Here is a 12,906-nt window from a genome sequence, read left to right as displayed (position 1 = left end):
GCGGGAATTCCGGCGAGATCGTCATCCGCCGGTAGGGGGTGATGCTGGGTAGGCTCCAGGCGTGGTTCCCGGCGGGATGGGAGACGACGATGACCAACCTTGATGCTGTCACCGCGTGGGTGGAGAGCTACCGGGTGGCCTGGGAGTCGAACGACCCGCATGACGTCGGCGGTCTGTTCGCCGATGATGCCGCCTACTTCACCGAGCCTTTTGCCAAGCCATGGTTCGGGCGCGACGAGATCGTGGCGAATTGGCTGGAGAACAAGGACGCGCCCGGTGACACGACGTTTGAGTGGCACCCGTTGATCGTGACCGAGGATCTCGCGATCATCGAGGCGAGGACGGTGTATCGCGAGCCGGCTCGGATCTACAGCAACCTGTGGGTGCTGCGCCTGGACCATTCCGGGCAGGCGCGTCAGTTCACCGAGTGGTGGATGGAGCACCCGAAGAAATAGGCAGCTCCAGCCGGGTCGATGCGGTGTGGATGGTGTGCTGCGAGGTGGCGAGCTTCGCGCCGTCGGCGAACGTGCCGTCGGTGCCGAGGTTGCGGGAGAAGCGGGGGTGCGCGCCGCCGGAGATCTGTAGTCGCAGCCGGTGGCCGGCGAGCAGCCGGTGGAAGCAGCCGTCGAGGTTCAAGCGCAGGTGCTGCACGTCGCCGGCGGGTGCGCTCGGGTCGAGCCGCAGCATCGCGTCGGAGAAGTTAGCGGAGCGGCCGCGTGGGTCGACGTCGCAGAGCCGCACGAAGACGTCGGCGTGGGGATTGTCGACGGTCAGGGCGAGTTCGAGCACCGGCGAGCCGGCGACGTCGAGATCGGCGGCGAGCGGGGCGGAGGTGAAGACCAGCACGTCAGGCCGGGCCTCTAGCTTGCGGTTGTCCCGCACGCCCGCCGTGCCGGCGAGTACCCGTCCGCCGACCGAGGGCGTGGGATCGGCCGGGTCGTACCGGAAGCTGATCTCGCCGTCGACCGCCGGGTCACCGGCGGAGAGTCCGCCGACCGGATCCGGCACGAACCGCATCGGTGCGGTGGCGGGTGGCCAGACCGCCATCTCGTGCCACGTCTTCTCGCCGGTCCGGTAGACCCGCACGGGCGGCTCACCCCGCTCGGCCACCCCACCCGCTCGCCCGGCACCGATGGCCCGGCCATCGCTCGCCCGCCCATCGCCGGCCAGGCCGCCCTGGTTGGTTTGGGTCGGTATAGCTGGGTTGTCGTGGCTCGCCCGAGCTGTGGTGGCGTCGGTACTGGTCGTGGCGGTGGCGGTGGCGGCGCTGTGGTCGCTTGTGTGGCTGACGTTGGCGAGGCTGTCCAGGTTGGCTCGGGCGGGAGTGGCCGGGTTGTCGCGGCTCGTCCGGGTAGTGCCGATGCCGATGCCGGTGGCTTCGCGGTCGCTCGTTTGGTCGGCGCCGGCTCGGCTGTCCTGGTTCGTTCGGGTGTGGCTGGCTGGGTTGTTGTGGCTCGTTTGTGCGGTGGCCGTGGCGGTACCGGTGGCGGCGTGGTCGTTTGCGGGGATGACGGCGGGGGTGGTGGCCAGGGGTTCGTTTGTTGGCTGGGTGGGGGTGGCCAGGTGTCTGTCCAGCCAGGTCAAGGCCCGGTTCTCTACCAGGCCCGCGCCGGAGACGGCGGTGCCGACGTGGGTCCACGGGCCGACGGTCAGCGAGACCTCGACGCCGCGCGACCGGAGGGTCTCGTACTGAATCAGGGTCTGGTCCAGGAAGAGGTCCTGCCAACCGCTCACGAGCAGCACCGGCACCTGGACCCGTTCCAGCGCGACCCCGGCCCGGTACGCACCCCAGAACGGGTCGTCGCCCTCCGGGTGTGACAGCCAGGTGCGGTACCAGGGTGCCCGGCCACGCAGCACCGGTTCCGCCGCGTCCGGCAGGGGCAGGTCGCGCAGGCCCGGTCGCACCCGGCGGCGGGCCGTCGCCCGGCCGGTGAGTCGCCGCAGGGCGGGTGCCTCCTGGGCGGTGATCCCGTGGCTCCAGTTCAGGAAGTCGCCGAGCGTGAACGCGCCCGTGCCGAAGACGGCCTCCCGGAAGTCGTGCGGGCCGACGTAGACCAGCGCCGTCCGCAGCTCCGGCGGTGGGTCCTGCAGCAGCGTCCACTGGGCCCAGCCGAGGTAAGACCCGCCGAGGGTGGCCAGGCGGCCGTCGAACCAGGGCCGGTTCCGGAGCCAGGCGATCGTGTCGCGGCCGTCGGCGGTCTCCTGTGCCATCGGCTCGAACGAGCCGCCCGAGCCGAATGTGCCGCGCACGCTGCCGATCAACACGTGGTAGCCGCGGGCGGCCAGCATCCGGCCGTGCAGGGCCGACTCCGGGAAGCCCCGCCCGTACGGGGTGCGCACCAGCACCGTTCCGCGCGGTTCGCGGGTTGTCGGCGAGTAGTGGTCTGCGTGCAGGTCCACGCCGTCGCGCATGGGGATGCGCAGGGCGCGCTCGACCGTGTACCCGTTGCGCATCGGCGGCAGGCGCAGGAGGCGGGTCAGGACGCGGTCGGCGACTCTCATGGGAACTCCTCGGGGGTGCACTGCGTGGTTCAGATGATCGCCCACCGTGGCCCGCCGGCGCGATCTTCGGCGGGTGAGTGTCGGCGGGCGGGGGTGGGGATCGCCAGCGCCGTGCGGGTCGGCCGGAGGCCGGCCGTGAGGGGTACGCCATATCCCGTACGGGGGATCCGTTATCCTATTTGTTGGTTTTTGGCATGAGATTGGCGAAGGTGAAGCGTTTTCACCGGCCTCGTCCCGTGCGAATCCGCGAATTCGTCGGGCAGACTTCATCGGATGGAGGTTCGGCAGCGCACACTCGGCGGCCGCTACGTGCTCATGGACGAGCTCGGCAGCGGCGGCATGTCGGTCGTCTGGCGTGCCCGCGACGAGGTTCTCGGTCGCGCGGTGGCGGTCAAGGTGCTGGCCGGGCGTTATGCGGCGGATCCGCAGTGGCGCGCCCGGATCCGCACCGAGGCGCGTGCCGCCGCGACGTTGTCGCACCGCAACATCGCGCAGGTGTACGACTACGGCGAATCGTATGAGAACGGGCGCTCCGTGCCGTACGTGGTGATGGAGTTGATCCACGGCAGCACGCTGCAGGAGCGGGTGAAGTCCGGCGAGCTTGCGCCCCGGCAGGTCTTCGAGATCTGCGGCCAGGTGGCGGCGGCGCTGGCCGCCGCGCATGCCGACGGGCTGGTGCATCGCGACATCAAGCCGGCCAACGTCATGGTCACCGAGGACGGTGCCAAGGTCGTCGACTTCGGCATCGCCGCGACCGTCGGGCCGGTCGATCCGGACGCCGAGGTGCTCGGCACGCCGGCGTATCTGGCGCCCGAGCGGCTGACCGGCGAAGGCGTCGAGCCGGCCTCCGACGTGTACGCGCTGGGCGTGCTGATGTACCGGCTGCTCGCGGGCGAGTCGCCGTGGAGCGTCGACTCGACGACGCAGATGCTGACCGCGCACGTCTACGTCGAGCCGACGCCGCTGCCGCAGCTGGAGGGCGTTCCGGCGGCGGTGACCGGCCTGGTCAACCGGATGCTGTGCAAGGACGCGGCCGGCCGGCCGACCGCCGCGGACGCCGCCGCGATCCTGGGCTGGGCCGCCGAGCTTGAGGAACTGCCGGTCGACGCCACGGTCGTGGCCCCCGAGGGCGTGCCGGCGCCGCCGCCGGTGAGGTCGCGGCGGCGGCTGCTGCTGCTCGGCGGGGTCGCGGCGGCGGCCGTCGCCGTCGCCGTGGCCGGGGTGCTGCCGTCGGTAGGGGGGCCGGACGACGCGGGCGCGCCGCCGGCGGGGCCGCCGTCGATTCCCGCGCGGGCGGCGACCGGTGCGCCGTCCGCCGGGCCGACCGTCACGGCCCAGCAGGTGGTCGCGCCCGAGCGGAACCTTGATCCGTCCGTCGTGCCCTCCGCCGTGGTGTCGGCGGTGGTGTCGGCCGCGGCCTCCGGGGAGCCGTCGCCCAGCGCCGAGCCGGCGCCGTCCGCCGGGCCGGCCTCGCCGGCGCCGATCGCGGTGGTGCGGACGTTCACGTCGCCCGGCGGAACGATCGAGGCGAGCTGTGACACCGCCGGCCGGGCGCGGCTGATCTCGTGGGCGCCGAAGGACCCGTACCAGGTGGAGCAGGTCGCCGCCGGGCCCGCGCTGACGGCCGCGATCGTCTTCAGGTACGTCGCGAGCCGGATCAGGATGACGGTGACCTGTGTGGCGGGATCGCCGACGGCGGTCACCCTCCCGATCTGAAGCCCCGGGCGGCCGATCTCAGGACGCGGCGTTGACGAAACAGTGACACATCTGAAACATTGAATGCCTCGCGCCGCAAGAAGTAGACAGTCATCACGCAATTTTCGCGGAGCGAGACGAAGGATCCAGGCAGGCCCATCCGTCCCGGGCCTCTCATCCGCATTTCCCCCAAAATGCACCCACGCTCGACCCGGCGCACCTCTGCCGCGCGGCTCGGCCCGCGGTAATCCCCTCTGTCGTTCTCACAGAACAAGGACGCCATGAAACCCAAGCAACTCAGCCGAAGGCTGCTCAGCGGCCTTTTCGCGGCCGGCCTCGCCGCCGCCGCGGCGCTTGCGCCCTCGCCCGCCCACGCGGCCGGCGGCCCCAACCTCTCCGCCGGCCGGCCGGTCTCCGCCAGCGGCGCCAACGGCCCGTACGTCGCGGCCAACGTCAACGACGGCAACCCGCAGTCCTACTGGGAGAGTCCCTCGAACGCGTTCCCGCAATGGGTGCAGATCGACCTCGGTGGCGCCGTCGCCATCGACCAGGTCGTGCTCAAGCTGCCGCCGCTGGCGGCCTGGGGTGCCCGTACCCAGACGCTGAGCGTGCAGGGCAGCACCGACGGCAGCGGATTCGGCGTCCTCTCGGCCGCGGCCGGCCGGGTCTTCGATCCGGCCTCGGCCAACACCGTCACCATCAACTTCGCCGCGGCGACCGTCCGGTATGTACGCGTGCACATCACCGGCAACACGGGCTGGCCCGCCGCGCAGCTCTCGGAGTTCGAGATCTACGGCGTGGCCGGCGGACCGACCGATCCGGGTGAGCCGCCGACCGGCACGAACCTGGCCGGCGGCAAGCCGATCGAGGCGTCGTCGTCGGTGTTCAGCTTCGTGCCGGGTAACGCCAACGACGCCAGCCCGACCAGCTACTGGGAGTCCAACGGCTTCCCCGCGACGCTGACCGTGAAGCTCGGCGCCGACGCCGACGTCACCGGGGTCGTCGTCAAGCTCAACCCCGACCCGATCTGGGGTACGCGTACGCAGAACGTCCAGGTCCTCGGCCGCGCGCAGACAGCGGCCGGATTCACGTCGCTGAAGGCCCGGGCCGACTACACGTTCAACCCGGCGACCAACCAGAACTCGGTCACGATCCCGGTGACCGGTCGCGTCGCGGACCTGCAACTCCAGTTCTTCAGCAACACCGGCGCGCCCGGCGGCCAGGTCGCCGACCTGCAGGTGCTCGGCGGCTGGGCGCCGAACCCGGACCTCGTCGTCACCGCCGCCAGCTGGACACCCGCCGCGCCGAACGAGGCCACCGCGGTCACCCTCTCGGCCACGGTGAAGAACCAGGGCACGGCGGCCGCGGCCGCGACCACGGTGGACTTCCGGCTCGGCGGCACCGTCGCCGGCAGCGCGCCGGTCGGCGCACTCGCGGCCGGCGCGTCGACGACCGTATCGGCGAATGTCGGTGCGCGGCCGATGGGCAGCTACAGCGTCGCGGCGGTGGTCGATCCGGCCAACGCGGTCGCGGAGCAGAACAACGACAACAACACGTTCACCGCGCCGACGCAGCTCGTGGTCGGCCAGGCGCCCGGCCCGGACCTGCAGGTCCTCGGCATCACCACCAACCCGGCGAACCCCGCCGTCGGCGCGGCGGTCTCCTTCACCGTCGCCGTCAACAACCGCGGCACCAGCGGCGCGGGCGCCTCGACGACCCGGCTGACGGTGGGCGGGACGACGCTGAACGGCAGCACCCCGGCGATCGCCGCGGGCGCGACGGCGAACGTCGCCATCGGCGGCACCTGGACCGCGACCAGCGGCGGGGCCACCCTGACCGCCACCGCGGACGCGACCGGCGCCGTCGCCGAGACCAACGAGGGCAACAACGTGCTGACCCGCGCGGTCGTGGTCGGCCGGGGCGCGGCGGTGCCGTACGTCGAGTACGAGGCGGAGGCGGCGCGCTACCAGGGCACGCTCCTGGAGACCGACGCCCTGCGCACGTTCGGGCACACCAACTTCGCCACGGAGTCGTCGGGACGCAAGTCGGTCCGACTCAACGGCACCGGGCAGTTCGTCGAGTTCACCTCGGTGAACCAGGCGAACTCGATCGTGGTCCGCAACTCCGTGCCGGACGCGTCGGGCGGCGGCGGCCAGGACGCGAGCATCAGCCTCTACATCAACGACCAGTTCGTACAGAAGCTGACGCTCTCCTCGCGCAACAGCTGGCTGTACGGCACGACGGACGACACCGAGTCGCTGTCGAACTCGCCCTCGGCCGACGCCCGGCGGCTGTTCGACGAGTCGCACGCGCTGCTTTCCCAGTCGTATCCGCCCGGCACCCGCTTCAAGCTGCAGCGCGACGCCGCGGACAACGCGTCGTTCCACATCATCGACTTCATCGACCTCGAGCAGGTGGCGCCGGCCGCGAGCCAGCCGGCCGGCTGCACCTCGATCACGACGTACGGCGCGGTGCCGAACGACGGCAACGACGACACGGCGGCGATTCAGCGGGCCGTGACGGACAACCAGAACGGCGTGATCGGCTGCGTCTGGATCCCGGCCGGCCAGTGGCGCCAGGAGCAGAAGATCCTCTCGCCGGACCCGGCCCGCGGCCAGTACAACCAGAAGGGCCTGCGCAACGTCACGATCCGCGGCGCGGGCATGTGGCACTCGCAGCTGTACACCAACACCCAGCCGCAGAACGTGGTCGGCAACATCAACCATCCGCACGAGGGCAACGTCGGCTTCGACATCGACGACAACACCCAGATCTCCGACCTGGCGATCTTCGGCAACACGCAGAACCGGGCGAACCGCGGCCACGGCCTCAACGGCCGGTTCGGCAAGAACACGAAGATCAGCAACGTCTGGATCGAGCACGTGAACGTCGGCGCCTGGGTGGGCCGCGACTACTCGGACACGCCCGCCTACTGGAACCCGGGCGACGGCCTCGACTTCTCCGGCATGCGGATCCGCAACACGTACGCGGACGGCATCAACTTCAGCAACGGAACGCGCAACTCGCGGGTGTTCAACTCGTCGTTCCGTACGACGGGCGACGACTCGCTGGCGGTCTGGGCCAACCCGTACGTGAAGGACCAGGCCGTCGACATCGCGTCGAACAACCACTTCGTCAACAACACGGTGCAGCTGCCGTGGCGGGCGAACGGCATCGCCATCTACGGCGGCTCCAACAACTCGATCGAGAACAACCTGGTCTACGACACGATGAACTACCCGGGCATCATGCTGGCGACCGACCACAGCCCGCTCCCGTTCGGGGGGACGACGCTGATCGCCAACAACGGCCTGTACCGGACCGGCGGGGCGTTCTGGAACGAGGACCAGGAGTTCGGCGCGATCACCCTGTTCCCGTCGACAAAGGACATCACCGGGGTCACGATCCGCGACACCGAGATCTCCGACTCGACCTACGACGGCATCCAGTTCAAGAACGGCGGCGGCAACATGCCGAACGTCGCCATCACCAACGTCAGGATCGACCGGTCCAACAACGGCGCGGGGATCCTCGCGATGAGCGGCGCCCGCGGAAACGCGACGCTGACCAACGTGACGATCACGAACTCGGCCGACGGCAACATCGTCATCCAGCCCGGCTCGGGCTTCACGATCACCGGCGGCTGACGGCCGGCGCGGGAGCCCCCGGCACTCGCCGGGGGCTCGGCGCGCTCAGCCCAGCGGGTTCTCCCGGTCGCGCAGCAGCTCCAGGGCCGGGGCGTACATCCGGGTCTTGATCGTGGCGAGCGTGTCGCCGGCCTTGCCGGTGTTGGCCTCGGCGATCTCCACGGCGGTGCTGCGCACCGCGTCCTGCTCGACCGCGTGGTCGACGATGGCGGCGGCCAGCGCCTCCGGGCCGGTGTAGCGGCGGGCGGTCGTCATCGCCTCGTGCGCGGTCTGCGGTGCGAGCCGGGCCTGGATGAGCGCGGACATCGCCCGGGAGAACGGGATCTCGATGTCCGCCTCGGGCAGGCACCAGTAGCCCCGGTCGGTGCGCATCACCCGGAAGTCGTGCGCCAGCGAGAGCATCGCGCCGGCCGCGAACGTGTGCCCCTGCAGGGCGGCCACGGTGATCAGCGGGAGCGAGAGCACCCGCGCGAACAGCTCGTGGACGCTGACCACGTACTCGTGGTACTTGTCGCCGTTCGCGAACAGCCATTCCAGGTCGAGGCCGTTGGAGAAGTACTTCCCGGTCGCGGCGGTGACCAGGGCCCGGGCCCCGTCCGCCTTCTCCACCTCGTCCAGCGCCGCGTTGACCGAGGCGATCCAGTCGGGATGGAACCGGTTCTCGCCGTCCCCGATGTCGAGGACGAATACGTCGTTCTGGCGGTCGAGTGTTGGCACGTCTGCTCCCTCGTCGGCGGTGGCGTGGCGGACGCTCACACCACCGCGACGTTACTCATCGGTAACTTAGGCCGCAAGGTCAGGAACGCCGTCGCGGCCAGCGCGAGGGCCGCGGTGCCCGCCGCGCACCACATGATCGCGACGAAGGTGTGCGGCACCAGCCACTCGGCGGCCACGACCAGCGCGGCGGTCGCCACCCACAGCGGCGCCGACGGCCACCTGGCTCCGGCGGCCACCTGCGCGTTGACCAGCACGAACAGGATCGCGTACAGGGCGCCGGTCGCGGCGAACACCGGCGCGTAGCGGCCCAGCTCGGCGTAGCCGGGCCCGCCGGCCAGCCGGAACGCCAGCCCGCCGGCCAGCGCGGACGCGGCGACCAGCAGCGCGCCACAGCCGGCGACCACGCCGACCGCGAGCGCGAGCGCCCGGCGGCTGCCCTGCGCGAACCGGGGCAGCGCCAGCACGGTGACCACCTGCGGCGCCCACAGCGCGCCCTTGGTCAGCACGGTCCCGACCGCATAGGCGCCGGACTCCGCGGCCGGCAGCAGGTCGCGGGCGAGAATGAGGTCGGCGTACGAGACGGCCAGCATCGCGAGCGTCGCCGAACAGGCGGTGAACACCTGCCTCGCGGTGATGCCGTGGTCGTCGGGCCGGGCGCCGGGCACCCGGGCCAGGGCGGCCAGCACGGGAAGCATGAGCAGCACCGTCGCGGTGCCGACGAGCAGCGACCCGGTCAGCCCGAAGCCGAACAGCAGCCCGGCGATCATGCCCCCGTAGCGCCCGGCGGCCAGCACCGCCATGCCCACCGCGAGGCGCAGGAACCGCTCGTCGCCCTGCAGCTCGCCGAGCCACCGGCCGGCCACCACGGCCCCGCCGGTGTACGCCGCGAGCAGGAGCGTGACCGTCGGCGGCAGGTCGAGCAGCGGCCCGGCGACCGGCGCCAGCAGCACGACCGCGCCCGCGGACGCGGCGGCGGTGAGCCAGCCGATCCGGCCGGCGGCCGCGCCGGGGTGGCGCGCCCGGTGCACCGCGACCGCGATCTGCAGGCCCATGCCGGGCACGCCCGCGATGGCGGAGATCGCGAGCACGGTCGCGAGCGCGCCGAGATCGCCCGCGCTGAGCTGGCGGGCGCCGAGCACCGGCACCAGGTAGCCGAGCGCGTTGGTGACCGCGCCGGCGACCGCCACCGCGATGCCGGCGACGCCGATGCGCCGCCGGGACCTGGCCGTGACGGTCATCGCGGGCTTACAGCCGGCCCTGCTCGACGGCCCGCTCGATCCACGGGATCACCTCGTCGAGCATGGTGTCCAGCGTGGTCTCCGCGGTGAAGCCGAGCACCTCGCGGGCCTTGGTCACGTCCGGCACCCGCATCGCCACGTCGTACTCGTACGGGTCGTCGCTGGTGTACCGGAACGGCACGTCCGGGCCCTTGACCTTGCGCCAGATCAGCTCGGCGAGCTCGAGCACCGTCGTGGACTCGGCCGTCGACAGGTTGAAGTCCTCGTTGTACGCCGCGTCCTGCTCCATCGCCTCGACGATGCCGCGCGCCAGGTCGCCGCCGTAGGTGTAGTGGCGCACCTGCTCGCCGGTGCCGAGGACGTGCAGTGGGTCCTGGCCCTTGAGCACCTTCTGCACCAGGTCCGGCACCACGTGCGACATCGCCAGCTTGACGTTGCCGGACAGCACCTCGACCTCGCCGAGTGCCCGGCCCTCGCCGACGCCGACGCAGTTGAACGGCCGCACGATGGTGTACGGCAGCTTGTGCTGCTCCCACGCCGCGCGGGCGTAGTACTCCACGGCGAGCTTCTGGAAGCCGTACGACGAGCGGGGCGGCGCGATGTGCTGCTCGTCGCCCTCCTTGCTCGGCCAGTGGTCCGTCGACTCGTACACCATCGAGGACGACAGGTAGGTGACCTTGCGCAGCTTGCCGGTGCGGTGCGCCGCGATCGCCGCGTCGCAGGACGACGCCATGATGCGCTCGTTGGTGGCGAGCAGGTCGTAGGCGTACGCGTGGAAGTAGGAGATGCCGCCGATCATCGCGGCGCCCGCGATGAAGTGGTCGCAGTCGGCGAGCAGCTCGGCGACCAGGGCCGCGTCGCGGGCGTCGCCCTCGACGAACCGGTAGCGCGGGTGGTCGTCGTATCCGTGCACGACCGGGCCGTACTTCGAGTAGTCGTCGAGGCCGACCACGTCGTAGCCGCGGCCGAGCAGCTCCTCGACCAGGTACCCGCCGATGAAGCCGGCCGAGCCGGTAACCAGCACCTTCGTCATGCGGGTGAGTCCTCTTTCGCGCGTTCGGCCGACATCACGTCGGGCTTGCGGTCCGCCCACCGGTCGGCGAGCTCGGTCACGGTCAGCCGGCGGCCGAACGCGAAGAAATACCAGCGTAGATAGCTGGGCAGGAAGCGGCCCACGTCGAAGTGGGACTCGCCGAGCTGCCGGTCGAGCCAGATCGTCGGGATCTCCGCGACCGGGCGGCCCAGCCGGGTCGCCTTCGCGGTCAGCTCGATGCCGATCTCGAAGCCGGTCCGCGACTCGATGCCCACCTCGCGGACGAACTCGGTGTCGTAGGCCTTGAAGCTGTTCGTCGCGTCGCGGGTGCCGACCCGGGCGAACAGCGACAGGGTGCGCCCGGCCCAGCGCGACGCCATCCGCTTGAACCGCGGCCCGCCGACCTGCTGCCCGCCGGGCATGTAGCGCGACGCCGCCGCGACCACCACGCCCCGGTCGACCAGCCGGGCCAGGTCGTCGACCTGCCGCGGGTCGTCGCAGCCGTCGGCCATGGTCACGACCGCGACCGGCGCCCGCGCCGCGTCGATCCCGAAACGGACCGCGTTGGCCGGCCCGGGGCCGTAGGTGTTGAGCACGGTGCGGACCCGCGGGTCGTGGCGCGCGATCTCCTGCGCGTACGGGACTGTGGTGTCCTCCGGGGTGTCGTGCACGATCAGGATCTCGGCGGGCAGCAGCACCTCGCGCAGGATGCGCTCGAGGTGCCGGACCACGCCCTCGCCCTCGTTGTAGACCGGGATGACCACGGAGACGCGCGGCGTCATACCTTCACGCCCTGTCCGGTCAGGCCCCACATGTCGACCACCGGTTTGTCGGTGTCCAGGACGGCGTAGTCGGGGTGCGGCGCCGCGATCACCAGCAGGTCGGCCCGCTTGAGCACGTCGTCGAGCGGCACCAGCCGGTCGTCGGTGACGTACGGGTCGGTGCAGAGCGTCTCGCGCGCCTTGAGCGTCAGGATCTTCTTCAGCTTGTACGCCAGGCTGTCGCGGGTGTCGTCGCTGCCGCCCTTGAACGCCATGCCGAGGATGCCGACGCTGAGCTCGGCGAGGTCGAACCGGTCCTCCAGCCGCGAGACCAGGTAGAGCGGCAGGCCCTCGTTGATCAGCATCGCGGAGTGGCCGAGCACGAAGTTGTTCCGGTTGAAGGCCGCCAGCTGCATGGTGTCCTTGAGCAGGCACGGCCCGGCCGCGAAGCCCGGCATCGGCAGGTCGGCGGCGCGCGGGTAGTCGTGCACGACGGCCTGCTGGATGCGCGCGAAGTCGAGCCCGAAGTCGTTGGCCATCATCCAGAACTGGTTGGCCGCCGCGAACTTGAGGTAGCGCCAGGTGTTGGTGAACAGCTTCGCGAGCTCGGCCTCTTCCGGCTCCAGCCGCACGATCGACCCGGTCAGGTTGCGGAACAGCGCCTCCGCGCGGTCCAGCGCCTGCGGCGTACGGGCGGCGATGATCTGCGGCAGCGCGAACAGCTCGGTCATCGCCCGGCCCTCGGCGATCCGTTCCGGGCAGAACGCCACGTCGACCACGAGGCCCTTGCCGGAGAGCAGCTTCTCGGTCAGCGCGGTCACGCCGGGGTAGACCGTGCTCCGCAGCACCACCAGCTGGCCGTCGCGCAGGTGCTCCACGCAGCGTTCGATCGCGCGCGGCACCGCGCCGAGGTCGGGGTTGAGGTGCGAGTCGACGGGGGTGCCGACGACCACGATCAGCGCGTCGGCGAGCCCGACGGCCGCCGGGTCGGTGGTGGCCCGCAGCCGGCCGGCCGCCACCGCTTCGGTGAGCGGCTCCTGCGCGCCCTCCTCGGCGAACGGCAGGACCCCGGAGTTGACCCGGTCGACCGCGGCCGCGTCGATGTCGTAGAGCACCACCGACTGGCCGCGCGCGGCCAGCGCGATGCCCAGCGGCAGGCCGACCCGGCCGCAGCCGCCTACCACGCAAACGTCGACCGTCTCGGTCATCGTTTTTCCCCACAATCCCGCCGCGAAGTCAGCCCGCCGGACTTCGGCTCGTGCAGGCTACTAGCGAGGAAACCTCGGGTCTACCCACAAGTAGCCCAGGGGCTA

At 71.4% G+C, this 12,906-nt stretch carries 9 protein-coding genes; 3 read left to right on the top strand and 6 right to left on the bottom strand.

Going from position 1 to position 12,906, the window contains the following annotated elements; translation table 11 throughout:
* Positions 1 to 89: 89 nt before the first annotated feature.
* Positions 90 to 455, top strand: a complete 366-nt coding sequence (locus tag ACIBSW_RS02740; protein ID WP_354725577.1) for a nuclear transport factor 2 family protein — start codon at positions 90 to 92, stop codon at positions 453 to 455.
* On the opposite strand, the gene ACIBSW_RS02735 is transcribed toward ACIBSW_RS02740, so the two are convergent.
* Positions 421 to 2,502: a CocE/NonD family hydrolase gene (locus tag ACIBSW_RS02735; RefSeq protein WP_354725575.1), complete on the bottom strand. Its 2,082-nt coding sequence runs from the start codon at positions 2,500 to 2,502 to the stop codon at positions 421 to 423. The genes ACIBSW_RS02740 and ACIBSW_RS02735 overlap by 35 nt on opposite strands.
* Before the next feature lie 273 nt (positions 2,503 to 2,775).
* Here ACIBSW_RS02735 and ACIBSW_RS02730 point away from each other — a divergent pair, with 273 nt between their 5' ends.
* Both ACIBSW_RS02730 and ACIBSW_RS02725 read left to right on the top strand, forming a co-directional pair.
* On the top strand, positions 2,776 to 4,218 hold the full coding sequence (locus tag ACIBSW_RS02730) for a protein kinase domain-containing protein (RefSeq protein ID WP_354725573.1): 1,443 nt from the start codon (positions 2,776 to 2,778) through the stop codon (positions 4,216 to 4,218).
* 260 nt (positions 4,219 to 4,478) lie between these two features.
* Entirely contained in the window at positions 4,479 to 7,844 is a 3,366-nt protein-coding gene (locus ACIBSW_RS02725) for a CARDB domain-containing protein (protein WP_354725571.1), read from the top strand.
* 45 nt (positions 7,845 to 7,889) lie between these two features.
* Here ACIBSW_RS02725 and ACIBSW_RS02720 read toward each other — a convergent pair whose 3' ends face one another.
* The 5 genes from ACIBSW_RS02720 to ACIBSW_RS02700 are packed head-to-tail and all read right to left on the bottom strand — an operon-like array spanning position 7,890 to position 12,801.
* Positions 7,890 to 8,561: an enoyl-CoA hydratase-related protein gene (locus ACIBSW_RS02720; RefSeq protein WP_354725569.1), complete on the bottom strand. Its 672-nt coding sequence runs from the start codon at positions 8,559 to 8,561 to the stop codon at positions 7,890 to 7,892.
* Positions 8,562 to 8,596: 35 nt separating this feature from the next.
* On the bottom strand, positions 8,597 to 9,799 hold the full coding sequence (locus ACIBSW_RS02715; RefSeq protein WP_354725567.1) for a polysaccharide biosynthesis protein: 1,203 nt from the start codon (positions 9,797 to 9,799) through the stop codon (positions 8,597 to 8,599).
* A gap of 7 nt (positions 9,800 to 9,806) precedes the next feature.
* The gene (locus tag ACIBSW_RS02710) at positions 9,807 to 10,832 is read right to left on the bottom strand and encodes an NAD-dependent epimerase/dehydratase family protein (RefSeq protein WP_354725565.1); all 1,026 of its coding nucleotides are present in this window, start codon (positions 10,830 to 10,832) and stop codon (positions 9,807 to 9,809) included.
* Entirely contained in the window at positions 10,829 to 11,614 is a 786-nt protein-coding gene (locus ACIBSW_RS02705; RefSeq protein WP_354725563.1) for a glycosyltransferase family 2 protein, read from the bottom strand. Before ACIBSW_RS02705 ends, ACIBSW_RS02710 begins: the two co-directional genes overlap by 4 nt.
* Entirely contained in the window at positions 11,611 to 12,801 is a 1,191-nt protein-coding gene (locus tag ACIBSW_RS02700; protein ID WP_354725561.1) for a nucleotide sugar dehydrogenase, read from the bottom strand. The genes ACIBSW_RS02705 and ACIBSW_RS02700 overlap by 4 nt, the downstream gene beginning before the upstream one ends.
* Between the last annotated feature and the right edge of the window lie 105 nt (positions 12,802 to 12,906).

Source organism: Actinoplanes sp. NPDC049668 (assembly GCF_044465445.1).
Taxonomy (GTDB): domain Bacteria; phylum Actinomycetota; class Actinomycetes; order Mycobacteriales; family Micromonosporaceae; genus Actinoplanes.
Note: the sequence above shows the minus strand (reverse complement) of the source record. Positions and strands in the feature narration are given on the sequence as shown.

Coding starts and splice junctions, on each gene's coding strand:
- ACIBSW_RS02740 (WP_354725577.1), top strand. CDS start 90: ATGACCAACCTTGATGCTGTCACCGCGTGGGTGGAGAGCTACCGGGTG.
- ACIBSW_RS02735 (WP_354725575.1), bottom strand. CDS start 2,502: ATGAGAGTCGCCGACCGCGTCCTGACCCGCCTCCTGCGCCTGCCGCCG.
- ACIBSW_RS02730 (WP_354725573.1), top strand. CDS start 2,776: ATGGAGGTTCGGCAGCGCACACTCGGCGGCCGCTACGTGCTCATGGAC.
- ACIBSW_RS02725 (WP_354725571.1), top strand. CDS start 4,479: ATGAAACCCAAGCAACTCAGCCGAAGGCTGCTCAGCGGCCTTTTCGCG.
- ACIBSW_RS02715 (WP_354725567.1), bottom strand. CDS start 9,799: ATGACCGTCACGGCCAGGTCCCGGCGGCGCATCGGCGTCGCCGGCATC.
- ACIBSW_RS02710 (WP_354725565.1), bottom strand. CDS start 10,832: ATGACGAAGGTGCTGGTTACCGGCTCGGCCGGCTTCATCGGCGGGTAC.
- ACIBSW_RS02705 (WP_354725563.1), bottom strand. CDS start 11,614: ATGACGCCGCGCGTCTCCGTGGTCATCCCGGTCTACAACGAGGGCGAG.
- ACIBSW_RS02700 (WP_354725561.1), bottom strand. CDS start 12,801: ATGACCGAGACGGTCGACGTTTGCGTGGTAGGCGGCTGCGGCCGGGTC.